Below are 23,044 nucleotides of genomic sequence, written 5' to 3'. Positions count from 1 at the left end.
TACAACAAGGAGGGGACACGTGAACGATACGGTGCACACACCGCGACGCCGGTTCGCGCCGCTGCTGCTCGCCGCGGCGACGCTGCTGGCCGGCCATGCGCGCGCGGACGACGCGACGCTCGGCAAGACGCTCGCGACACAGGGTTCGACGACGGGCGTCGCCGCCTGCATCGGCTGCCACGGCAGCCAGGGCGAAGGCAACGCGGCGGCCGGCTTTCCGCGCCTCGCGGGCACGAGCGCCGCGTATCTGTCCGCGCAGCTTGCCGCGTTCGCGGACGGCAGCCGCCAGAATCCCGTCATGCAGCCGCTCTCGAAACTGCTGACGCCGCACGAGCGCGATGCGGTATCCGCGTACTTCGCGAGCCTGCCCGCGCCGGCCGGCATCGTCACCGCCGACGACACGTCGATCGATCCGGCGAACACCGGCGCGTGGCTCGCGACGCGCGGACGCTGGTCGCAAGGCCTGCCCGCATGCGCCCAGTGTCACGGCCCCGGCGGCCTCGGCGTGGGCAGCGCGTTTCCGCCGCTCGCGGGCCAGCCCGCCGCCTATATCGCCGGCCAGTTGAACGGCTGGAAGCACGGCACGCGCCCGCCCGGGCCGATGGCGCTGATGCCGGCGATCGCCGGCAAGCTGTCCGACGCCGACATCGACGCGGTGGCCGCCTACTACGCGCGCGGCGGCGCCGCGCAGGGAGACAAGCGATGATCGACCGCACGACGCTGATCCGCCGCACCCGCGCGGCACTGCTCGGCGCGGCCTGGATGCCCGCGCTCGCGTTCGCGGCCGCCCCGCAGGATGCACCGCCGGCCAACGCTTCCGCATCCGCGCCTTCCGCCGTTGCGGCGGCCGCCAGGCCGTTCGCGCCGCCCGCCGAAGCCGCGATCCCCGCCGACGAGTTCGGCAAGACCGTGAAGCTCGGCGAGCAGATCTTTTTGCACACGCCCGAGTTCGCGGGCAAGTACGTCGGCAACAAGCTGACCTGCGCGAGCTGCCACCTCGACGCGGGCCGGCGGCCCGATTCGAGCCCGATGTGGGCCGCGTACCTGCTGTATCCGGCGTACCGCAGCAAGAACGGCCACGTGAACACGTTCGCCGAGCGCCTGCAGGGATGCTTCCGCTACAGCATGAACGGCAAGGCGCCGCCGGCCGGCGACCCGATTCTCGTCGCGCTCGAAACCTATTCGTACTGGCTCGCGAAGGGCGCGCCGGTCGGCACGAAGCTGCCGGGGCAGGGTTTCCTGAAACTGCCGCCGCCCGCGCAGAAGGCCGACTATGCGCGCGGCGCCGCCGTCTACACGCAGCACTGCGCGCTGTGCCACGGTGCGGACGGCCAGGGGCAGTCGAGCGGCGGCAAGGCGGTCTTCCCGGCGCTGTGGGGCGCGCGTTCGTTCAACTGGGGCGCGGGGATGGGCGACATCCGCAATGCGGCCGGCTTCATCAAGGCCAACATGCCGCTCGGACTCGGCGGCACGCTGACCGATCAGGAAGCGTGGGACGTCGCGACCTTCATGGACAGCCACGAACGTCCGCAGGACCCGCGCTTCACGGGCTCGGTGCACAACACGCGCGCGAAATTCCACGATTCGCCCGATTCGATGTACGGGCTCAGCGTGAACGGCCGCGTGCTCGGCGCGCCGTGACGCGGGCACCGGGCAGGCCGTGCAGACCGCGCGGCCGGCTCGGGCCGCGCGTTCACGGACGCCAGCGATACACGATCATGCTGGTGCCGTTGTAGTTGTCCTTCGTGATCACGTATTCGCCGGTCGAGCGCAGGTACGCGCGGATCCCGTACATCGAGTCGACGTCGTTGCCGACATCCATCGCCGACGTGTTCGAGTTGGTCAGCGTCGTGACGAGGGCGCCCGTGTTGAGATCGAACACGTCGACGTTCGGCACGGTGTGCACGTAGCCGACGAACAGGTAGTGGCCGGCCGCCGCGATCGATTTCGGGTTCGCGCTCGTCAGGTTGATCACCGGGTTCGGCGCGCTCGTGTTGCCGTTCTTCCAGCCGTGATAGACCTCGATATGCCCGTTCATCGCGGTCCAGTCCCAGTTGCCGGCGAGGCCCTGCGCGAGGATCATCGTGTCGCTGTCCGCCTGGTAGATGATGCGCGTGACGGGCGCCACTGTACTCGGCACGGCCGTCGTCGTCGGCTTGCCCCACGACGGCTTGCCGGTCGCGTCGAAGCCCGTCATCGGGTAGCGGGTAATCACGTTGGAGCCGTTCAACCCGGCCCACACGTCGCCGTTGCCGTCGATGTCGAAACCGGCCGTGACCTGCAGCGTCGTGTTGAACGGCTTGCCCGGCAGCGAGCCGGCCGGATTCGCGATATAGCCGGTCGCCGGCGTGAAGTAGTAGAAGTTGAAGTTGCCGGGGTTCTGGCCCGACGCGACGAGAATCCGGTTGCCGCCGACCGTCACGAGCTGGCCGAAGTGCTGGCCGCGCTGGTAGTCGTTCATGTCGAGGCGCGGGTCCTTCGGATAGCTGAACGGATCGACCGTGTTCGCGACGAACGTGCCGCCCGCCGAGCCCGTGTACACGTTGTTGCCGCTATAGAAGAACGCGCCGTCGGTCGCCGGGTCGGGCGCGGCGATCGCCTCGAAGTTCAGCGCCTGCAGCTTCCATTGCAGCGCGCCCGTCGGGCCGTATGAATGCAGGTCGGTGCTGCCGTTGCGCCCGAGATCCCAGCCCCCGCCCCACGCATTGTTGAGCACGTACAGGTTGCCGCCGGCATCCTTGCCGATGCCGACCACGCGCGTGAAGCGCTTGTCGCCGACCTGCCCCTTGATGCCCGATGTCGTGTCGAGATAACCGCCCTGCACGCCGAACGTGCCGACCTGCTGCGGCAGCCCGGCGAGGCTGTAGAGCTTGATGTTCATGTCCGGGCCCTGGTCGCCCACCAGCAACTGCCCCGTCGACGCGTCGAAATACAGTGCCGACGGCCGTGCGCCGGCCGCCATCTGGATCGTGTTCATCAGCGTGCCGGTCGCGCTGTACTGCACGACCACGCCCGCGCTCATGCGCGCCACCCACAGGTTGCCCGCCGCATCGAGCGCCAGCGCACCGGGCCCGGTCACGCCGATGTCGCGCTGCCAGACGCCGTCGGTCGTATAGACGCGCACGCGGTTGCCGTAGAAATCGCTCGCATACAGCAGGTTGCCGGCGGTCGCGAGGCCGGTGATCACATCCGGATTCGGCAGGCCCGTCCACGTGCTGACCGGGATGCGCAGGTCGCGCTGGTTCGTGCCGCGGTTGTAGCGGCCCACCGAGCCGCTGCCGAAGTTGCGGTTGTAGCCGAGCGCGACGAAGATCGACGTCGCGTTGCCGGTGATCGCGCCGCCCTGGAATTCGTCGTGGATGCCGATCGTGCCCATCGGCTGACCGTTCTGGTAGAGCGCGACACCGCCCGCGTTCTCGTCCCAGCGCGACGCCGTGTAGATCACGCCCTCGGGGGCGACCCACATCGAGCGCGCGGCGTTGCCCACGTGCTGGGCCAGCGTGCCGTACGTGTTCGCGAGCCAGTCGGTCGAGTACGACACCTGCGCGTGACTCGCCGGCGCCAGCATCGCCATGCACATTCCCAGCAATGCCGCCCGAATTTGTTTCATTGACATGAATAATGCTCCCGAACGTTCAATTGTCGACACTGTAAATCGCGGCACATGAAATATTGGTGATTCCGGCTAAAGCGCATTCGCCTTCATCACGAATTATTCACGCCATTCTTTTTGCCGTCCGGCGCTTTTCCGTCAACGATGGTCAAACCCGCCCACCGCGCCGCAACGGCTTGCCGGCCGCACGGCTTCGGCGCTTTTCCCCGGCATTTTCTTCCGGATTGCTCAATTCAAATACGTCATTTTTTCTGAAATTTCCGCATTGCCTTTTTCATTCCCCGGAAATGGGTTCGATGATTACAAATCGAAATTGAAATGAAAGGGAAAAAATATTGTCCGGCTCGATCGCGTCGGTGCGATTCAGCGCGGCGGCATGCAGCGGGAGGAAGGAGAAAGCGGGATACGGCGGAAAGAACCGCGCGCCGGCCATGCCGGCACGCAGCCGCGATCGTTCAGTTCGCGTCGTCGAGCGTCGGGCCGTCCCAGCCGTCGAGGAATTTCGGCAGCGCGTCCACGACGTCGATCACGCGGTGCCGGTAGAACAGGTGCATCGTCGGCTGCAGGTCGCCGGGCAGTTGCCCGCCGTGCGCACGCGCGGCCAGGCTGTTCGGTACGACGCGCATGCCGAGCCGGTTGGTGCCGCACACGATCTCGCCGCAGGACGCGCAATACGTGCGCGACATCGACTTCGCCGGATGCGGGAACGTCGCATGGCCGCCCTCGACGGCCACCTGCTCCGGCGGCCATGCGGTCGCGGACAGCACCGGCGTGCCGTAGAAATCGCGGCAGGTCGCGCAATGGCAGTTCGCGCGCGCCGCCGGCTCGCCGCGCAACGTCACGGTGACGGTTCCGCACAGGCAACTCGCGGAATACGTTCGGGTCATGTCGTCTCCTCGAAGAACGGAGGCGACAGTATAGGGGCATGCCTGCAACGTCGCCCGCACCGGCTGCGGGCAACGTTGCGGACGCAACGATCGCTGCGCGTCAGAACTTCTGGCGCAGGCCGAGGCTGACGATGGCCTGCGACCGCGAATCGGACGAGTGGCCGTTCGCCTTGTCGGACACCGACGCGGTCGCGGCCACCGGCCGGCCGAGCGCGTCGAGCGTCATGCCCGATGCGTGCTGGTACGCGCCGAGCAGGTACACGCTGGTGCGCTTCGACAGGTCATAGGTGGCGCCGAGCGTGACGTTGTGATACTGCGCGCGGTCGTCCACGCCATCGACATCGCTGCCGCGCGTGTAGCTGTAGCCCGCGAACAGTTGCGTCTGCGGGCGCACGTTCCAGCGCGTGAACACGCCCGCGACGTTGAACGTCGCGTGGCCCGTGAACCGCGACTGGTCGCCGCTGCGGTACTGCACGTTGCTGTAGTTCACCCCGACGACGGCCGGGCCGAAATCGTAGGTCGCGCCGGTCGCGATGATCTGCTGCGACTGCGCGCTCGCATAGCCTTCGTTGATCGACGAGTTGAACAGCCCGTCGTCGGTGCTCTGCCACTTGCCGGCCGTCGGGTCGGTCGCGCCCGTCTTGCTGTTGTCCGAACGCTCGTAACCGACGCCGACACGCAGCGGGCCCGCCGCGTAGGCCGCGCCGACGCTCCACGTGTTGCGCTGCTTCATGCTGCCCGGCTGGCTGCCGAAACCGTACAGCGCGCCGAACGTGAAGCCCGAGTAGTTGGCGCTCGTGTACTTGATCGAGCTGTCGACGCGCGCCGTCTGGTCGAGGTCGTCGATATCGCCCGGGTGTGCGCCGAAGCCGCCGATGAACGACGACGGGCCGACCGGGCTCACGAAATCGTCGAGCGACGTGTACTGGCGGCCGAGCGTGACCGTGCCGTAGCGGTCGCTGCCCAGGCCGACGAACGCCTGGCGGCCGAACTGGCGGCCACCCTGGCCCGACGTGCCGTTCGTGATGTCGAAACCGTTCTCGAGGACGAACAGCGCGCGCATCCCGCCGCCCAGATCCTCGGACCCCTTGATGCCCCAGCGGCTGCCGGACAGGTTGCCGGTCGTGAGCCCGACGTTCGAATGGCCGGTGTACGCGCCCGCGGAGCCGACCCGTTCGTTGCTGCGATAGGTCACGCCCGCGTCGACGATGCCGTACAGCGTGACGGAGCTTTGCGCGGCGGCGACGCCCGCGAGCGAGAGCAGCAGCGGGGCTGCGATCAGTTGCTTGTTCATGATTGTCGTGTCTCCGGGCGGTGAACCCGTTGTTCTGGCTGTCAGTTGCGAGTAGCGCGCGGGCGGCAAGATCCGCCGGCGGTGCGAGGCCGGCATCGTCCGCGCGCGACGACGCGGCGGGCATGCCCGCTGCGGCCGCCATGGTAAATGGAACCGGTTTCAACCTGAAGCGGAATAATGAAAAAAGTTTATTGCCAAAATCGAGATAGTCGACCGGGCGGCCGTGTGCGCGGCGCGACGTCCCTGTACAGCCCGGGCGGGCGCAGCCGATAATCGAGCGCGCCCCTTCCCTCGGGAGTTCCGTCATGCATGAAACGACCCTGCTGGTCTTTGCCGCCGTCGCCTTCGTCGGCATCGCGACACCCGGCCCGACCGTGCTGCTCGCGCTGACCAACGGCTCGCGCTACGGCGTGCGACGCGCGGCCTACGGCTTCGCGGGCGCGATGCTGTCCGATTTCGTGCTGATCGTCGCGGTCGCGCTCGGCCTCGGCGCGCTGCTGATGGCGTCGGCGTTCTGGTTCTCGGTCGTGAAGTGGCTCGGCGCCGCTTACCTCGCGTACGTCGGCATCCGGCTGCTGATGTCGAAGGGTTCGCTCGACGTCGCCGCCGCGCACGGTGAAGCGGTATCCGGGCGCAACGCGTCGATCTTCGCGAAGAGTTTCCTCACGGCGGTGACGAACCCGAAGGGCTACCTGTTCTTCTCCGCGTTCCTGCCGCAGTTCCTCGATCCGTCCGCGCCGCTCGCGCCGCAATACGTCGCGCTCGCGGTCACCTTCGCGCTGCTCGACGGCGCGGTGATGTTCGGCTACGCGCTGCTCGGCGCACGCGCGGTGCGGCTGCTGAAGCGCGCGGGCGCGCTGTGGCTCGAACGCACGTGCGGCGCGATGCTGCTCGCGCTCGCCGGGTCGCTGGCGTTGTACCGGCGTCATGCGGCGTAGGGGCGGACGCCGATGAAAATCGCCGCACCGCCCCGTTCCGGATTTCCGGGCCTGTCGCTCCGCCAGCTCGAACGCGCCGACCTCGATGCCTGGTACGCGTACCTGTCGATGCCCGACGTCTTCCGCCACACGAGCTGGAACCTGCGCTCGCCCGGCGATCTGCTGCCGCTGTTCGACACCATCGAATCGACCGACCCCGATTCGATCCGGCGTCTCGCCGTGATCGACGACGCATCGGGCGCGCTCGCCGGGACGATCGGCCTGCATACCGTCTCCACCGTGAACCGCTCGGCCGAGATCGCATACGATCTCGCGCCGTCGCACTGGGGGCGCGGGGTCGCGAGCGCGCTGTGCGCGGCCGTCACCGCGTGGGCCTTCGCGGACGGCGGCTTCATGCGCGTGCAGGGCGTGGTGCTGACCAGCAACGCGGGCTCCGCGCGCGTGCTGCAGAAGTGCGGCTACCGCTACGAAGGGCTGTTGCGCGCGTACAGGATGGTGCGCGGCACACCGGGCGATTTCGCGATGTACGCGCGCCTCGCGACCGACTGACGCGCCACCCGCGGCTTCACGCCCAGCCGCTCACGGCCTGCGGAATCGCACGTGCGCGCCATTGGACGACCCGAACCGAATTGGCGACAATCGCCGTTCCCTTCCCCGACGATCCACCATGAAAATCGCCGCGCTGTCCGACATCCACGGCAACCTCGCCGCGCTCGACGCGGTGCTCGACGACGTCCGCCGCCGCGGCGCCGACGTGATCGTCAATCTCGGCGACATCCTGTCGGGGGCGCTCCATCCGCCCGAAACGGCCGACCGCCTGATCGCGCTCGACCTGCCGACCATCAGGGGCAATCACGAACGGCAACTGCTCGGCGGCGATCGCGAGTCGATGCGGCTGTCGGATCGCTGGGCGCACGACACGCTGCGCGCCGATCATCTCGAATGGATCGCCGCGCTGCCCGAGCGCGCGACGCTCGACGGCGACGTGTTGATGGTGCACGGCACGCCCGGCAGCGACCTCGCCTATTTCCTCGAAACCGTCACGCCCGACGGCTGCCGCGCGGCGACGCCCGCGGAAATCGCGCAACGCGCGGGCGACGAACCGGCATCGCTGATCCTGTGCGGCCACACGCACATCCCGCGTACGGCCAGGCTCGACGACGGCCGGCTGATCGTCAACCCGGGCAGCGTCGGGCTGCAGGCCTACGCGGACGACCTGCCGCACCCGCACCGCATCGAAACGGGTTCGCCGCATGCGCGCTACGCGATGGTGTCGCGCACGGCGGCCGGCTGGAACGTCGAATTTCATGCGGTCGAATACGACTGGCACACGGCGGCCGCCACCGCGGCATCGCGCGGGCGCGACGACTGGACCGTCGCGCTGCGCACCGGCCGGTGCTGACACGCGCTCCCCGCCACCCGCTGTTACTTCATTCACCGGAAAACCGCGCCACCATGCCCGTTCCGTCGCAACTGCTCTTCCTGCCCGGCGCATCGGGCAGCACCGCCTTCTGGCAACCGCTCGCAGGCAGCCTGACGCATCCGGCCGAACGCCGGATCGTCGGCTATCCGGGTTTCGGCGACACGCCGCGCGATCCGGCCGTCGACGATTTCGACAGCCTCGTGCGTCATGTCCTGAAAACGATCGACCGGCCGACCGCCGTGATCGCGCAATCGATGGGCGGCGTGATCGCGATGCGCGCGGCGCTCGACAAGCCCGGCCTGGTCACGCACCTCGTACTGACGGTCACGTCCGGCGGGCTCGACATGGAAGGGCTCGGCGCGCAGGACTGGCGGGCCGGGTTCGCGCAAGCCAACCCGCAGCTGCCCGACTGGTTCCTGACGTTCCGTGCCGACCTGTCGCGGGAAATCGGCCGCATCGCGCAGCCGACGCTGCTGCTGTGGGGCGACGACGATCCGCTCAGCCCCGTCGCGGCCGGCCGGCGCCTGCTCGAGCGGCTGCCCGACGCGCAGCTGCATGTCGTGCCGGGCGGCCGGCACGATCTCGCGGCCGTGCATGCGGCGGCGCTCGCGCCGCTCGTCGACGCGCATCTGCAGCGCGTGTGACGTCGCGTGCTTCGGCTTCGGCGTCGGTTCCGGTTCCGGCTTCGGCTTCGGCTTCGGCTTCGGCTTCGGCTTCGGCTTCGGCTTCGGCTTCGGTTTCGGCGTCGGCTTCGGCTTCGGCGTCAGTTTCCGCTACGGCTTCGGCACGAACCTGAAACCACACGGCCACGCGCCGCCCCCCTCGTCACCCCGCATTGCGCAGCGTGAGTCGCGCCTCCAGCCCGCCGCCGTCCGCCCGGTTGTTCAGCGTGAGCGTGCCGCCCATCGCAAGCGCGAGTTGCCGCGCGATCGCGAGGCCGAGCCCCGTGCCGCCCGTCTCCCGGTTGCGCGACGTCTCCACGCGCCGGAACGGCTCGAACACCGCGTCGAGCTGATCGTCCGGAATGCCGGGCCCGCGGTCGAGCACGGCGATCACCGCGCCGCCGTCCGGCGCGGCGTGCACGTCGATCTCGGCCGCGCCCGCGAACTTCAGCGCGTTGTCGACGAGGTTGCCGACGATGCGGCGCAGCGCCTTCGGCCGCGTGACGAGCGCGAGCGGCGCGCGGCTGTGCAGCGCCACGTCCTGCCCCGCATCCGTGTAATCACACACGATGCTGTCGAGCAGCGCATCGAGATCGATGCGGCGCGCGGCCTCCTCGGTGCCGTGCAGCGTCCGCGCATACGCCACGCCCTCCTTCACCAGATGCTCCATCTCGAGCAGGTCCTGGCGCAGCTTCGCGCCCTGCGTGTCGTCGTCCATCACGTCGACGCGCAAGCGCATTCGCGTGATCGGCGTCTGCAGGTCGTGCGAGATCGACGCGAGGATCTGCATGCGCTCGGCCATGTACTGCGCGATGCGGTCCTGCATCGCGTTGAACGCCCGGGCGGCGCGTGCGACTTCCGACGGCCCGTCCTCGTTCAGCCGCTCGCCCTTCAGGTCGGGGCCGAGCGCATCGGCGGCCTGCGCGAGCTGCTTGAGCGGCCGCGTTGCGAGCCGCACCGCGAGCCAGCAGCACGCGGCCAGCACCGCGAGCTGCAGCAAGAGCACGACCGGCAGCCAGCCCGACAGCGGCACCGTCGACATCGGATGGATGTCGATCGTGAGCGGCGACCCGTCGGTCAGGCGCAGATGCACCTGCAGATGTTCGCGGTCGCCGGGGATCGCGTTCGCGGTCAGCGGATAGTCGCCGCCGATGCCGTCGGAAATCGACCGCTCGACGCGCGCCGACAGCCGCGCTTCCGGCGGCGTGCCGGTCTCGCCGGGCCCGAGGATGAACGCATAGCTGCGCCGCGCGAGGCGCGGCAGCCAGGCGACCCGCTCGGCCGGCGGCAGGTGGTCGAGCAGCGCGACCGAGCTGGCGACCTCGCGCTCGATGTAGCCCATCATCAGGTTGGTGGTCGCCTGGTCGCGCTCGGTCACCGTGAGCCAGAACGACAGCGTCTGCGCGAGCGCGAGGCCCACGCACAGGATCAGCGCGAGCCGCGCGAACAGCGAGCGCGGCCAATGCCACATCGTCAACGTGCGCGTGCTCATGGCGTACCGTCGACGGCGGTCACGGCCGACGAGAACACGTAGCCCTCGTTGCGCAGCGTCTTGATGTAGCGCGGCTCGCGCGCGCCGTCGCGCAGGCGCTGGCGCAGCCGGCTCACGAGCAGGTCGATCGACCGGTCGAACGGGTCGGACTGCCGCCCCTGCGTGAGATTGAGCAACTGGTCGCGCGTCAGCACGCGCTGCGGGTTGTCGAGGAACACGCGCAGCAGCCGGTATTCGGCGCCGCTCAGCGCGACCAGCGTGCCGTCGGTATCGAGCAGGTGGCGTCCGGTCGTGTCGAGACGCCATTCGCCGAACGCGAGCATCGCGGCCGTTTCCGTCACCTGCATGCCGGGCGGCAGCATGCGTGCGCGCCGCAGCACCGAGCGGATCCGCGCGAGCAGTTCGCGCACCGCGAACGGCTTGGCGAGGTAGTCGTCGGCACCCATCTCGAGGCCGATGATGCGGTCGGTTTCCTCGCCGCGCGCGGTCAGCATCAGCACGGGCACCGTCCGGAACTTGCCCGCGCGCAGGTCGCGGCACAGCGTGAGGCCGTCCTCGCCCGGCATCATCAGGTCGAGCACGATCAGGTCGGGCGCGCCGTCGTCCAGCACGTTGCGCATCTCGCGGCCGTTCGCGGCCAGCGATACGCGCATGCCGTTCTTCTCCAGATAATCCGCGATCAGTTCGCGGATCGCGCGATCGTCGTCGACGATCAGCACGTGGTCGATCTTGTCCATGGGTCGTTTCGGTATCGAGGTATCGATGGGTCGATGAGTCGAGGCAGGCGATGTCCGCTTTTATACCGCACGGCGGGCACGCGTTTGTATCCCAATGTATCGCGCCGCCGCGACGACACACAACATTGCACACGCGCGACTTGCCGGACACATCGCGGATACGTCGGCGCCGCCTAATGGGGCCTGTCGAAACCCGTCCGGCCGCCGCCTCCGAGCGACGGCCTCCCGCTCAGGAGAACGCCATGCTGCCCCGACTCAAGACCGCCGCCCTCGTCATCGCCCTCGCCGCCACGGCCGGGCTCGCCGCGTTCGCCGGCACCCGAGACGAGGCGAGCATGCCGGCCTCGCAGGCCGGGACGGCGGCCCCCGATTTCACGGGCATAGACCGCTGGCACAACAGCGCGCCGCTGACGCTCGGCCAGTTGCGCGGCAAGGTCGTGCTCGTCGATTTCTGGACGTACTCGTGCATCAACTGCATTCATACGATTCCGTACGTGAAGGAGTGGGACCGCAAGTATCGCGACCAGGGGCTCGTGGTGGTCGGCGTGCATACGCCCGAGTATCCGTTCGAGCGCGACGCGGGCAACGTCGCCGATGCGATCAGGCGCTTCGGCATCCGGTATCCGGTCGCGCAGGACAACCGCTACGACACGTGGCGCGCGTACGGCAACCAGTACTGGCCCGCGCTCTACCTGATCGACGCGAGCGGAAAGGTCGTCTATACGCGCTATGGCGAAGGCGCGTACGACCAGACCGAGGCCGCGATTCGCGACGCGCTCGCGCAGGCGGGAGAAGGCACGAAGGGCGCGACGCGCACGCAATGACGGGCGCCGGTGCGCGGGCGTGGCACTCGCCCGCGCACACCGCCGGGGTCACGGCGTGCACGCCGCTTGCGCGTCACTCGCGTCACTCGCGTCACTCGCGTCACTCGCGTTTCGCGTCGGCCGCCGCGAGCATCGCCTCCCCGATCGCGAGGTTGCCCTCCGCGACCAGCGCTTCGCCCGCGCCGCGGATATCGGCTTCGTCCTTGTTCTGCCCGAGCTTGCGATTGCCGACGAGCCGCGTGATCTCGATCTGCAGCCCGACGATCGACTCCAGCATCCTGTCGATGTAGTCCTTCGGCGCGTCGCCCATCTTCCACGGCACCGGCTGCGACGCCTCGTGCGTGCGCGTCAGCCGCGCGACCACGCCGCGCACGAACTTCTCGTCGTCGCGCACCGTGATGCGGCCGTGCGCGTGCACGACCACGTAGTTCCAGGTCGGCACCTGCCGGTGCGCCACGTGCTTGCTCGGATACCAGGTCGGCGAGATGTAGGCGTCGCCCGCACGGAAGATCGCGAGCACCTCGTCGCCGTTCGCAACGTCCTGCCAGACCGGATTCGCGCGCGAGACGTGCGCATGCAGCTCGCCGAGCCCGCCGTCGTCGTCGGGCAGCAGTTCGAACGGAATGTGGTTCGCGTCGAGCCCGTTCCTGCCGTGCGTGATCAGGCTGCCGAACGGATGCTGCACGATCAGCTCGCGCATCGCGTCGGGGTCGGGCTCGTTGAATTCGTCGGGGACGTACATGTCGGCTCCACGGTCATGCGGGGTTGGAAAGGGCGCGGGCGCGAGCCCGTCACCCGCCGATTGTGACTTCAAACTGGTTTATGCTGTAGAGCCGGTTTGGAACAATTTCAGCAGACCAGAATCATGGCAAGAACGACCCGGATCGTCGAAATCCCGTCGCTCGGCGCGCTCGACCGTGCGGCCGGCGACCTGAGCCGCCAGCTCGCGCAGGCGCTGCGCGAAGCCGTGCGTCGCGGCGACGTCCGGCCGGGCGATGCGCTCCCGTCCACGCGGCTGCTCGCCACGTCGCTGCAGGTTGCCCGCGGCACCGTCGTCGATGCGTATGCGCAGCTCATCGCCGAAGGCTTTCTCGAATCGCGCGGCGGCGCGGGCACGCGGGTCGCGAACGCGCTCGCGGAACCGCCGCCCGGCCCCGAACCCGCGCCGCCCGCGCCACGACGGCGCGCGGCCCACGCCGGGCTGCCCGAGCCGGCCGCCGCCTTCGCGCGGATCGCCCGCGAATTCCGCCCGCTGCCGGCGATGCCGTTCGCGATCTCGGTACCGATCGGCCTCACCGCACCCGACGACATCTGGCGCCGGCTCGGCAACCGCCTGCGCGCGCGCGGCGCCGGCGCGCCGTCCGGCTATGCCGATCCGCAAGGCGCGCTGCCGCTGCGCGAAGCGATCGCCGACTACGTGCGCCGTTCGCGCTCGGTGCGCTGCGAGGCCGCCCAGGTCGTGATCACGAGCGGCACGCAGCAGGGGCTGCACCTCGCGAGCCAGCTGCTGCTCGGCGCGGGCGACCGCGCCTGGGTCGAGAACCCGGCCTATCGCGGCATCACCGCGCTGCTCGAGAGCACCGGGCGACACGACGCGATGGTGCGCGTGCCGGTCGACGCCGACGGCCTCGACGTCGACGCCGGCATCCGCCTCGCACCCGATGCGCGCGCCGCGTTCGTCACGCCGTCGCACCAGTATCCGCTCGGCATGCCGCTCAGCATGGCGCGGCGCAATGCGCTGCTCGCGTGGGCGCGTGCACGACACGCGTGGGTGGTCGAGGACGACTACGACAGCGAGCTGCGCTACGAAGGCTATCCGTTCCCGTCGCTGCAGGGTCTCGACCCCGATCGCGTGATCTACCTCGGCACGTTCAGCAAGATCCTGTTTCCGTCGCTGCGGCTCGGCTACGTGATCGCCCCCCACGATCTCGTGCCCGCGTTCTGCGGCGCGCGCGCACTGATGGATCGCCATGTGCCGACCGCCGACCAGCACGTGCTGGCCGCGTTCATCGCGGAAGGCCATCTCGACCGCCACATCCGCCGCGTGCGCGGCGTGTATGCGGAGCAACGCGCGCTGCTGATCGACACGCTCGGTGCGCGGCTGCCGCGCGAACGCGCGTGGGTGCAGCCGGGCGACCAGGGGATGCACGTCATGCTGTGGCTCGCAAACGGCATCGACGATCTCGACGTGGTCGAGCGCGCCGCGCAAGCCGGCGTCGCGGTGCGCGCGGTGTCGCCGATGTTCGCGCCGGGCACGGCCCGCCCAGGGCTCGTGCTGGGCTTCGGCGGGTTCGGCCGCGCGCAGATGGAAGCGGCCGCGCAACGGCTCGCGGACGTCGTATCGTCAGCGGAATCGCGGCGGCGGGTGCCGCAAAAGGTTGTCGATGGGCAACAAACGTAATCGTCTGTAAATCCTGCAAGCAAATGGCCGTTTCAGCGGGCGTCGCACGTGGGTCGTTTGCTAGGATCGCGCCTCCTCCATCCGCGCTCCTGCCGCCTTGAACCGCTTCGTGCCGCTTCTTCGAGACGCGTGGCTCCGTTGCCGCGCCCGCGTCGCACCGCTGGCCGCCGCCAGCCGCGCGCGCATCCGCGCGCTGTGCGCCGGCGCATGGCATCGCCTGCGCCATCCGACGCGCCGCGGCGTCGCGCTGACGCTCGCCGCGATACCGATGGCCGGCCTGCTGGTGCTGCTCGCGTTCGTGCCGTTCACGCCGAGCATCGGCGACATCCGCAAGGCCCGCATCGACCGCCCCGCGCGCGTGCTGTCGGCCGACGGCCAGGTCATCGCCGAATTCCGGCCCGTCAACCGCGAATGGGTGCCGCTCAAGCAGATCTCGCCGCACATGGTCGACGCGCTGATCGCGACCGAGGACCACCGCTTCTACGCGCATCACGGCATCGACTGGCGCCGCACGCTCGCGGCCGGGCTGCATACGTTCTCGGGCAGCCGCCAGGGCGGCTCGACGATCACGCAGCAACTCGCGCGCAACCTGTACCCGGACGAAGTCGGCCGCGCACCGACGCTCACGCGCAAGGTGAAGGAGCTGATCACCGCGTTCAAGATCGAGACGGTGTACAGCAAGGACGAGATTCTCGAGACCTACCTGAACACCGTGCCGTTCCTGTACAACGCGTACGGCGTCGAGATGGCCGCGCGTACCTACTTCGGCAAATCGGCCGACCAGCTCGATATCGTCGAAAGCGCGACGCTCGTCGGGATGCTGAAGGGCAACAGCTACTACAACCCGGTGCTGAATCCGGAACGCGCGGTCCAGCGCCGCAACATCGTGCTCGCGCGGATGGCGGCGATGGGCATGCTGTCGCCGCGGCAGCTCGCGCAATTGCAGCGCCGGCCGCTGCGCGTCGACTTCGAGCCGCAGACCGCTCAGCCGGGCCCGGCTCCGCACTTCGCGGTGCAGCTGCGCAAGTGGCTGATCGCCTGGGCCGACCGCAACAACTACGACCTCTACTCGGACGGCCTCGTCGTGCGCACGACGCTCGATGCGCAACTGCAGGACATGGCGACGCAAGCGCTGACGCAGCAAACCGATCGCCTGCAGGCAGTCGCGGACAGCGCATGGCGCGGCCCGTCCGGCTGCGGGCTGCGCAACGACCTGTTCCGCGGCTTCATCCGGCAGACGCCCGACTATCGCGACGCGCGCGCCGCAGGGCTCGCCGATGTCGCCGCGCTGAAGCAGCTCGGCGCGAATCGCGCGTTCATGCATGCGTTATGCGAACGCAAGACGCAGGTGCAGGCCGGCTTCGTCGCGATCGACCCGCGCAACGGCGCGATTCGCGCATGGGTCGGCAGCCCCGACTTCGGCAGCGAGCCGTTCGATCACGTGGTGCAGGCACGGCGCCAGCCGGGTTCGACGTTCAAGCCGTTCGTCTATGGCGCCGCGTTCGCGGACGGCATGCGGCCGGGCGACACGTTCGTCGATCGCCCCGTCGCGATCCCGATCGGCACGCATGCGGTATGGCGTCCGACCGATGCCGAGCCGCCGACGGACGCACCGATGACGCTGCGCGACGCGCTCGCGCTGTCGCGCAACCGCATCACCGCGCAGGTGATGCAGCGCGAAGGCGCGGCCAGGGTCGCGCAGCTCGCGCGCGCGATGGGCGTGCGCGAAAGCCCGCTCGACGCGGTGCCGTCGCTCGCGCTCGGCACGAGCCCCGTCACGCTGAAGGAAATGGTGTCCGCCTACGGGACGATCGCGAATCGGGGCGTATACGTCGCGCCGCAGATGATCACGCGCATCGAGGATCGCGACGGCAAGGTGCTCGCCGCATTCAACAGCGCACCGCCCGAACGCGCGTTGCCGGTGGCCGCCGCGCAGACGCTGGTCGACGTGATGCGCGGCGTCGTCGATTACGGAACCGGCGAGGACATCCGTTCGCGCTACGGGATCCGCGTCGACGTCGCGGGCAAGACCGGCACGACGCAGGACAACACGGACGGCTGGTTCATCCTGATGCATCCGCAACTGGTGGCCGGCGCGTGGGTCGGCTTCGACGACGGCAACGTGACGCTGCGCAGCGACTACTGGGGCGCGGGCGCGCACAGCGCGTTGCCGATCGTCGGGGCGTTCTACGATGCGGCACTGCGTACGCGCGCGATCGATCCGCGTGCGCAGTTCTCGCCCGACTTCCGGCCGCGCAGCGCACCGGCGCCGGCGCCGAAGCGGCGTCCGCACCCCGGCCTGTTCGACTGGCTGAGGTTCTTCCGCTGAACGTCGTGCCTGCATGCCACGCCGGCATGCACGCCAGCGGCCCCGGCTAGCGCCGCGTCGTCGTCGCGTGCCCGTCCGCGTACAGCCATACCGGCACGCCGTCGTCGCGCAACGCGGCGACCGGTTCGCCCATGCTCCAGTTCTGCGCGACCTCGGCACGACGGACGTACCACGGCATCAACGTCGTGTGCCCGGCAGCGGCATCGGGATCGTCGTCGAACAGCGCATCGTCGCCGATCCGCGTGTAACGCGCCGGATGCAGCACGGTGCCGTCCGCGCGAAACACCGTCGCCCGCACGTCGTCACCGCCCTCGTCCTGCACGCAGGTCAGCCAGCCGTGATCCGCACCCCAGAACAGGCCGGCCACGTCGTCGTAGCGCCCCTGCACGACCGTCGCGCCCTTCTCGAGATCGCAGATCGCAACCTTCACCGGCTCGCCCGGCAGCACGCCGATCGCGTACCGCGTGAACAGTTCGCCCGGCACGGCTTCGTCATCGGGCAACCACGGCAGCGCCCCCATGTTGACGAAATCGAACGGCGTCAGCACGTGGCCCTGCCCGTCGACGATCGCGCAACGCCCGTCGTCGCGCCGCACGACATGGCGGATCGCGCCAAGCTCGGACAGCATGTCCGTCCGTTCGTCGTCGGTCAGCGTGGCGATTTCCGCGTAAAACGGCTCGACGACGACCCGGCCTTTCGCATCGACCAGGCCCACATGGCCGTTGCGTCGCGCAAGGAAGGCACCGCATTCGGACGACCATTCGAGCGCGGCCCACTCGGGCGTCGCGCGCCATTGCCCGTCGCGCCCGATCAGCCCCCACTGCTCGCCTTCGGATACCGCCGCGACGGCGCCGTTCACGAATTCATGTGCATCGTCGAAGCGTGGCGGAATCACCCACGCGCCGTGCGTGTCGACGAAGCCCCAGCGGCCGTCCAGGCTCGCGGACGCAACCCCGCCGGTGAATTCGCCGAAATCGTCGAGCGACGGTTCGAGCACCCACGCGCCGTCCGTGCCCACGAGCCCGAACCGCTCGCCGACGCGCACGCACGCGACGTCGCCGCTGAAATCCCACACCGCGTCGAACGCCGGTTCGCGCACGATCCGCATCTCGTCGCCATCGCCGTCGACGTCGCCATCGGCGAACAGCAGGCCGACCTTCCCGTCGCGCGCGGCCCATAGCAACCGGCGATCGCGCGCGCCGCTCGTCCACAGGTTCGTCCACTCGGGCGGCACGATCACGTGCCACGCGTCGTCGACTTCCCGCCGCACGCCCCACAGGCCGTTGCGCGCGCGAAAGCTGAACGTGCCGTAGCCGAGCCAGTTGCCGTGCACTTCGCCGGCGTCGAACATCTCGGCAAACGCCACGCCGCGCGGCGGCTCCTGTCGCTGGAAATAGTAATGCGACACGCCGCCGAACCCGAAGCCCCACGCCCAGTCGCGCCAGTCGGCGGGCGTATCGATCTCGAGCACGTCGCGCACGCCGCGCACGTCGCGGAAATCCATGCAGTTCGCGACCCGCCACCACAGGCGCGTGCAGTTGTCGCGTTCCTCGCGGATGAATTCGTCCGGATCGCCGCCGTCGAGCCATGACAGTTCGTCGAGATTCGCGGACAGCCGCGGTGCGCCGTGCGCATCGCCGAACGCATCGATCGACTCGCCGAGGTGACGCACGAGCGCATCGAACTGGCGCGCGAGCGCCGGATCGTCGCCGCGCAGCGGATACGCGACGACGAACGACGCGAGCCGGCTGAGTCGCGCATGCGCCGCGCGTGCATCGCTCACGAGGTTCGGCGTGCCGGCGTCGCCGAACACGCGCTGATCCGTTATCGCGTCGCCCGCGCCGCCGTCGGCGAGCAGCACGCGCCACAGCAGCGGAAAGTGATTGTTGGATTCCGCGAACTCGATCGTTCGCGCGTCGTCGCCGTCACCGGCCTGAAGATAAAGCCATGATCGATTGCCCATCGGAAGGGTCGCCCTCGTCGTCGTGTCGTCGTGTCGTTGTGTCGTCGTGTCGTCGTGTATCGCGGTACGTCGGCTCGCACGCCGTCAGCGCGCCGCGGCCGGCGGCGAGTCGCCGCGGCGCGCGACCCGATACAGCTCGATACCGTCGACCTGGAAGCCCTGCACCCTGCGCAGCAGGACGCCCGTGGTCGAATGCTTCGTGGTGAAGCTGTTGCCCGTGATCGACGTGACCTGATACGGCGAGCCGATCGGCATCTTGATCAGTTCGCCGCCCGGCACCTCGAGCACACAGGCGCCCGGCGGCGCCTTGTCAGGGCCGTCGGTTTCCAGCTCGGCTTCCTGCGTCGGTGCCGTTTCGGCACTCCACTGGCCGGCGTCGCGCCCGCGCAGCACGATCTTGCCGCCCACTCTCTCGACGCGCAGCGTCGCCGGCTTGCCGGCGGCCGGCGCGTAATCGCCGAGCAGCCCGTCGCAGGCACTGCCGGCTCGCGCGGACATCGAGACGAACAACATCAGACAGAAAACAGGAATGCGCACGGCGGGCCTCTCAGGATTCGAATTATTGTCGGACGCCGGCGCGGGCGCGCACGGCGGCAGCGGCACGACCGGGTGCCGCCGTGCGCCAATATAGCGAACGCGACCGACGTACGCCAGCCCGCAAGGCTGGCAGGTCGCGCCAGGCGATGCGAAGCCATGGTGGGATGCGTGCGCGGCATCGCGCCTGAACGATGCGCCGCCTTAGTCCACCTGGACGAAGCGGCCCACCCCCGCACCGCGCACCATCGCCGTCATCGTCCATCGATGCCGGAGGCCGCATGACCGCAAGCGCTGTCGAGATCGCGAACCTGCTGTACCGCTACGCGGCGTTGCTCGACGCGGGCGACCTGCGTTTCCACCTGAACGAAGTGCCGGCCGGCTGACGCGCCGGCCGGCCGATGTGGCAGGCAACGCGCTCAACCGGCCGCGAGCGTCGCGGCCAGCGTATCGAACTCCGGCGCCCACGCCGCACGCCACGCGGCCTTCGTCGCATCGTCGACCCACGCGCCGTCGATCCCGTTCAGCATGAATTGCTTGAGATCGGCGACCGTAAAGCCGAAATGGCTGAACATCAGCTCCCACGCCTCCGACGGGTTGACCTTGTGCAGCGTCGGATCGTCGGTGTTCGGATGGATCTTCAGCCCGAGGCCCGGCATCTTGCGCATCGGATGCCGTTCCGCCCATTGCTCCGGCGGCAGCGTGCGCAGGTAGTACGAATTCGTCGGCACGACGGTGAAGACGATCCCGCGTTCCGCGTAGCGCGCGCACAGCTCGGGGTTATCGACGATCGTATAGCCGTGATCGACGCGATCGACCTGCAGCAGGTCGACGGCCGTCTCGACGTTGCGCCACGGCATCCCGAACTCGCCCGCATGCGCGGTCGTGCGGAAACCGGCCGCGCGCGCATTGCGGTAAGCCTTCCAGAACAGCTCCGGCGGCCGGTCGTTCTCGCGATAGTCGATCCCGAGCCCCGCCACTTCGTCCGCGCGCTGCGCCTTCATCCATTCGACGATCGCCACGGCCTCGTCCGGATCCTGCTCGCGGTCGATGCTCGGGATCAGGCGCGCGCCGATTCCGAAATCGCGCGCGGCGTCGCGGATCGCCGTCACGATCGCGGCCTGCGCATCCGCATACGCGATCCCCGACACCCGCACCGTGCCCGTCGGGTTCCAGAAATATTCCGCATGCCGCACGTTGTGCGCGGCCGCATCCTCCAGATACTCGTAAGCGATGCGCCGCAGGTCGTCGGGCCGCGTGAGCAGATACTTGTCGAGCGCGCGCAGCACGTGCAGCACGCCGACCGGCTTCTCGCCGCGCGCATAAAACGCGTCGATCTCCGCGCGCTCGATCGGCGCGCCGCTGCGTTCCGCGAGCGCGACGAACGTGTCGTGCCGCACCGCGCCGAGCAGGTGGCAATGCAGCTCGACCTTCGGCAGCGCGTGGAAGAAGGCCCGATGGGCCGGCGTGATCTCGATGCCCGTGCGCGCGGCCGGGACGTTACCTGGTGTTGCCTTCATTGCAGTCTCGTTTTGGGTAGTGCCGATACGTCGCGAAAGCCGTCTCTCAGTGCGGCTTCACGACGGTCCAGAAGTAATAGCCGAGCGGCAGCGCGAGCACGACGAGCCCCCACGACACGTCGCGCCGGCGGCCGGCCAGCAGCTTGACGAGCACGTAGCACAGCAGCCCACCTGCGATGCCGGTGCCGAAACTGTTCGACATCAGCGTGAGCAGCACCATCGACATCACGGGCAGCGCATCGGTGAAGTCGTCGAAATGCGTATGGCGGATCGTTGCGAACATCGACAGCCCGATCAGGATCAACGCCGGCGCGGTCGCCTCTTTCGGGATCGCGAGCGCAACCGGCACGAACAGCAGCATCGCGGCGAACAGCACGGCCGCGGCCAGCGACGACAGCCCGCTGCGGCCGCCGGCCTCGACGCCTGCCGCCGATTCGATCAGCGCGGTCAGCGCGGGAATGCCGAACACGGGCCCGATCGTCGCCGCGAGCGAATCGACGAGGAACGGCCGGTTGATGTTCGGCAGGTTGCCCTGTTCGTCGAGCAGGTTCGCCTTCGCGCCGACCGCGAGCGCGGTGCCGAGCGTCGAGAAGAATTCCGCCGCGAAGAACGCGAACAGGTACGGCGCGGCCGCGAGGCTCAACGCGCTGCCGATGTCGAGCTTGAACGCGATCGGCGCGATGCTGTGCGGCAGCGACACGAACGACGCGGGCAGATGCGTGACGCCGAGCGGCACGCCCGCCGCTGCCGCGACGAGGATCGCGATCAGGATCGCGCCGGGCACCTTGCGTGCCTGCAGCACGATCGCGACCGCCAGGCCGATCAGCGCGACGAGCGCACCCGGCCGCGAGAAATCGCCGAGCGCGAACGCGTTGGTCTTCGCGTTCGCGACGACCATCCCCGCATTGCGCAACCCGAGCATCGTCACGAACAGCCCGATCGACGCGCCGAGCCCGAGCTTGATCTGCACCGGTATCAGCTTCATCACGACGCCGCGTGCACCGAGAATCGTCAGCAGGAAGAACAGGATGCCGGACACGCACGCGATGCCGAGGCCCGTCTGCCAGCCCACATGCTCCGTCGTCGCGAGCGTCACGCCGATGATCACCGAGCCGCCGATGCCGGGGCCGACCAGGAACGGCAGGTTCGCGTAGAGCCCCATCAGCGTCGTGAACAGCACGAACACGACGATCGTCGCGGTCGTCGCCGCGCCGCGCTCCATGCCGCCCGTCGCGAGCAGCGACGGGATCACGACGAGCAGGTACGCGGCCGCGAGAAACGACGTGACGCCCGCGATCGTCTCGGTGCGCACGCTCGTGCCGCGCGCGGCGAGCGCGAAGCGGCGTTCGAGCCAGTTGGCCGGCGCGCGCGCCGGCATCGTGTCAGTCGCTGACATGGTGGTTCTCCTGTGATTCCGAATATTGTCCTGTGTCGATACACGCAGCGCGGTCTTATACTGCCGCGTACCGCATCCCGACCGTTATTGCCCGATGTCGTCCGACCGCTCGTCGCTGCTGCCCGCGCTCACGCTGCGGCAGGTCCAGCACTTCGTCGTGCTCGCCCACGCACGCAGCTTCACGCAGGCCGCGCAGGCGCTGTCGCTCACGCAGCCCGCGCTCACCGCGTCGATCCGCCAGATCGAGTTCCTGCTCGGCGGGCGCCTGTTCGCGCGTTCCGCGCACCGGCTCACGCTCACCACCGCTGGCGAAGCCGTGCTGCCGCTCGCCGAACGCCTGCTCAACCAGGCACGCGGCACCTTCGACGACATGACGCGGCTCATCGGCGAACGCATCCAGACCGTGCGCATCGCGTTCATCCCGTCGGTCGCCGGCCGCCTGCTGCCCGCGCTCAACGCACTGCGCGATGCCCACCCGACGCTGCGCTTCACGCTCACCGACCTGCCCAACAGCGCACTCGTCGAAGCCGTGCGCGACAGCGTCGCGGATCTCGGCATCGGCGTACGCGAACCCGACAGCGACGACGGCACGCTGCGCTACCGGCAGCTGTTCGAGGACGAGATCGTGATCGTCGTGCGGCACGACGATCCGCTCGCCCGCGCGAAAAGCGTCACGTGGGCGAAGCTCGTCGATCGCGAGCTCGCGGTGTTCGTGCGCGGCAGCGTCAGCGAATCGCTGCATCGCACCGGCGGCGCCGAGAAGCTGCGCCTGAACGTCACGTACCGGATGGAATACACCGAGCCGCTCTACGCGCTCGCGCGCAACGGCCTCGCGACCGCCGTGCTGCCGAGCCTCTATACGATGCATCTGCACGATCCCGAACTCGTTGCGCTGCGCGTCGACAAGCCGCGCGTCACGCGCGCGATCTCGCTGATCTCGCTCGCCGGCGACGATCGCGGCCCGCACGTGCGTACATGCCGCGAGTGGATTGCGAAGCACATCTGATTGCGTCGACCGATTGCGGTTCGCC

General features: G+C 69.2%; 21 protein-coding genes. 11 read left to right on the top strand and 10 right to left on the bottom strand.

Annotated elements, in window-relative coordinates:
• Window positions 1-19: 19 nt before the first annotated feature.
• Together PQB87_RS19805 and PQB87_RS19800 are read left to right on the top strand one after the other, a co-directional pair.
• Complete coding sequence (locus tag PQB87_RS19805; RefSeq protein WP_059685348.1) at window positions 20-706, top strand: c-type cytochrome; 687 nt, start codon at window positions 20-22, stop codon at window positions 704-706.
• Window positions 703-1,641: a c-type cytochrome gene (locus PQB87_RS19800; protein WP_489243541.1), complete on the top strand. Its 939-nt coding sequence runs from the start codon at window positions 703-705 to the stop codon at window positions 1,639-1,641. The genes PQB87_RS19805 and PQB87_RS19800 overlap by 4 nt, the downstream gene beginning before the upstream one ends.
• Window positions 1,642-1,693: 52 nt before the next feature.
• On the opposite strand, the gene PQB87_RS19795 is transcribed toward PQB87_RS19800, so the two are convergent.
• Window positions 1,694-3,616 carry an SMP-30/gluconolactonase/LRE family protein gene (locus PQB87_RS19795; protein ID WP_059812513.1) on the bottom strand — a complete coding sequence of 641 codons (1,923 nt, stop codon included), beginning with the start codon at window positions 3,614-3,616 and terminating at the stop codon, window positions 1,694-1,696.
• Window positions 3,617-3,675: 59 nt separating this feature from the next.
• Here PQB87_RS19795 and PQB87_RS19790 point away from each other — a divergent pair, with 59 nt between their 5' ends.
• A complete protein-coding gene (locus PQB87_RS19790; RefSeq protein WP_489243539.1) occupies window positions 3,676-3,930 on the top strand; it encodes a hypothetical protein in 255 nt (84 codons plus the stop codon).
• A 138-nt stretch (window positions 3,931-4,068) separates the two neighbouring features.
• Here PQB87_RS19790 and PQB87_RS19785 read toward each other — a convergent pair whose 3' ends face one another.
• Entirely contained in the window at window positions 4,069-4,500 is a 432-nt protein-coding gene (locus tag PQB87_RS19785; RefSeq protein ID WP_021161185.1) for a GFA family protein, read from the bottom strand.
• A gap of 100 nt (window positions 4,501-4,600) precedes the next feature.
• A complete protein-coding gene (locus PQB87_RS19780) occupies window positions 4,601-5,794 on the bottom strand; it encodes a porin (RefSeq protein ID WP_021161184.1) in 1,194 nt (397 codons plus the stop codon).
• Window positions 5,795-6,099: 305 nt separating this feature from the next.
• On the opposite strand from PQB87_RS19780, the gene PQB87_RS19775 reads away from it, so the two are divergent.
• The 4 genes from PQB87_RS19775 to PQB87_RS19760 all read left to right on the top strand — a co-directional run bounded on the left by PQB87_RS19775 (window position 6,100) and on the right by PQB87_RS19760 (window position 8,799).
• Window positions 6,100-6,732: a LysE family translocator gene (locus PQB87_RS19775; RefSeq protein WP_021161182.1), complete on the top strand. Its 633-nt coding sequence runs from the start codon at window positions 6,100-6,102 to the stop codon at window positions 6,730-6,732.
• 12 nt (window positions 6,733-6,744) lie between these two features.
• Window positions 6,745-7,281, top strand: a complete 537-nt coding sequence (locus PQB87_RS19770) for a GNAT family N-acetyltransferase (RefSeq protein WP_153490568.1) — start codon at window positions 6,745-6,747, stop codon at window positions 7,279-7,281.
• 118 nt (window positions 7,282-7,399) lie between these two features.
• On the top strand, window positions 7,400-8,134 hold the full coding sequence (locus PQB87_RS19765; protein ID WP_489243537.1) for a metallophosphoesterase family protein: 735 nt from the start codon (window positions 7,400-7,402) through the stop codon (window positions 8,132-8,134).
• A 53-nt stretch (window positions 8,135-8,187) separates the two neighbouring features.
• A complete protein-coding gene (locus tag PQB87_RS19760; protein ID WP_489243535.1) occupies window positions 8,188-8,799 on the top strand; it encodes an alpha/beta fold hydrolase in 612 nt (203 codons plus the stop codon).
• Between the two features lie 181 nt (window positions 8,800-8,980).
• Here PQB87_RS19760 and PQB87_RS19755 read toward each other — a convergent pair whose 3' ends face one another.
• Both PQB87_RS19755 and PQB87_RS19750 read right to left on the bottom strand, forming a co-directional pair.
• A complete protein-coding gene (locus PQB87_RS19755; RefSeq protein WP_489243534.1) occupies window positions 8,981-10,309 on the bottom strand; it encodes an ATP-binding protein in 1,329 nt (442 codons plus the stop codon).
• Window positions 10,306-11,046 carry a response regulator gene (locus PQB87_RS19750; RefSeq protein ID WP_021161177.1) on the bottom strand — a complete coding sequence of 247 codons (741 nt, stop codon included), beginning with the start codon at window positions 11,044-11,046 and terminating at the stop codon, window positions 10,306-10,308. The genes PQB87_RS19755 and PQB87_RS19750 overlap by 4 nt, the downstream gene beginning before the upstream one ends.
• A 242-nt stretch (window positions 11,047-11,288) precedes the next feature.
• Between PQB87_RS19750 and PQB87_RS19745 the strand changes: the two genes are divergently transcribed.
• On the top strand, window positions 11,289-11,870 hold the full coding sequence (locus PQB87_RS19745; protein WP_060057948.1) for a thioredoxin family protein: 582 nt from the start codon (window positions 11,289-11,291) through the stop codon (window positions 11,868-11,870).
• 100 nt (window positions 11,871-11,970) lie between these two features.
• On the opposite strand, the gene PQB87_RS19740 is transcribed toward PQB87_RS19745, so the two are convergent.
• Window positions 11,971-12,612, bottom strand: a complete 642-nt coding sequence (locus PQB87_RS19740) for an FMN-binding negative transcriptional regulator (RefSeq protein WP_059859747.1) — start codon at window positions 12,610-12,612, stop codon at window positions 11,971-11,973.
• A gap of 123 nt (window positions 12,613-12,735) precedes the next feature.
• On the opposite strand from PQB87_RS19740, the gene pdxR reads away from it, so the two are divergent.
• Complete coding sequence (gene pdxR / locus PQB87_RS19735) at window positions 12,736-14,271, top strand: MocR-like pyridoxine biosynthesis transcription factor PdxR (RefSeq protein WP_489243533.1); 1,536 nt, start codon at window positions 12,736-12,738, stop codon at window positions 14,269-14,271.
• Window positions 14,272-14,368: 97 nt separating this feature from the next.
• The gene (locus tag PQB87_RS19730; protein WP_059709122.1) at window positions 14,369-16,600 is read left to right on the top strand and encodes a penicillin-binding protein 1A; all 2,232 of its coding nucleotides are present in this window, start codon (window positions 14,369-14,371) and stop codon (window positions 16,598-16,600) included.
• A 46-nt stretch (window positions 16,601-16,646) separates the two neighbouring features.
• Here the strand turns inward: PQB87_RS19730 and PQB87_RS19725 are convergent, their stop codons facing one another.
• The 4 genes from PQB87_RS19725 to PQB87_RS19710 all read right to left on the bottom strand — a co-directional run bounded on the left by PQB87_RS19725 (window position 16,647) and on the right by PQB87_RS19710 (window position 22,013).
• Window positions 16,647-18,563, bottom strand: coding sequence for a WG repeat-containing protein (locus PQB87_RS19725; protein WP_489243532.1), 1,917 nt, complete (start codon window positions 18,561-18,563; stop codon window positions 16,647-16,649).
• Window positions 18,564-18,647: 84 nt separating this feature from the next.
• On the bottom strand, window positions 18,648-19,100 hold the full coding sequence (locus tag PQB87_RS19720) for a hypothetical protein (RefSeq protein ID WP_258404032.1): 453 nt from the start codon (window positions 19,098-19,100) through the stop codon (window positions 18,648-18,650).
• A 416-nt stretch (window positions 19,101-19,516) separates the two neighbouring features.
• Entirely contained in the window at window positions 19,517-20,617 is a 1,101-nt protein-coding gene (gene add / locus PQB87_RS19715) for an adenosine deaminase (RefSeq protein WP_489243531.1), read from the bottom strand.
• Window positions 20,618-20,663: 46 nt separating this feature from the next.
• Window positions 20,664-22,013 carry an NCS2 family permease gene (locus PQB87_RS19710; protein WP_021161168.1) on the bottom strand — a complete coding sequence of 450 codons (1,350 nt, stop codon included), beginning with the start codon at window positions 22,011-22,013 and terminating at the stop codon, window positions 20,664-20,666.
• 94 nt (window positions 22,014-22,107) lie between these two features.
• Here PQB87_RS19710 and PQB87_RS19705 point away from each other — a divergent pair, with 94 nt between their 5' ends.
• Window positions 22,108-23,019: a LysR family transcriptional regulator gene (locus PQB87_RS19705; protein WP_027790547.1), complete on the top strand. Its 912-nt coding sequence runs from the start codon at window positions 22,108-22,110 to the stop codon at window positions 23,017-23,019.
• Window positions 23,020-23,044: the final 25 nt, after the last annotated feature.

It is taken from the genome of Burkholderia sp. KL41, from assembly GCF_057005415.2.
This window is presented reverse-complemented; position numbering and strand designations above follow the sequence as displayed.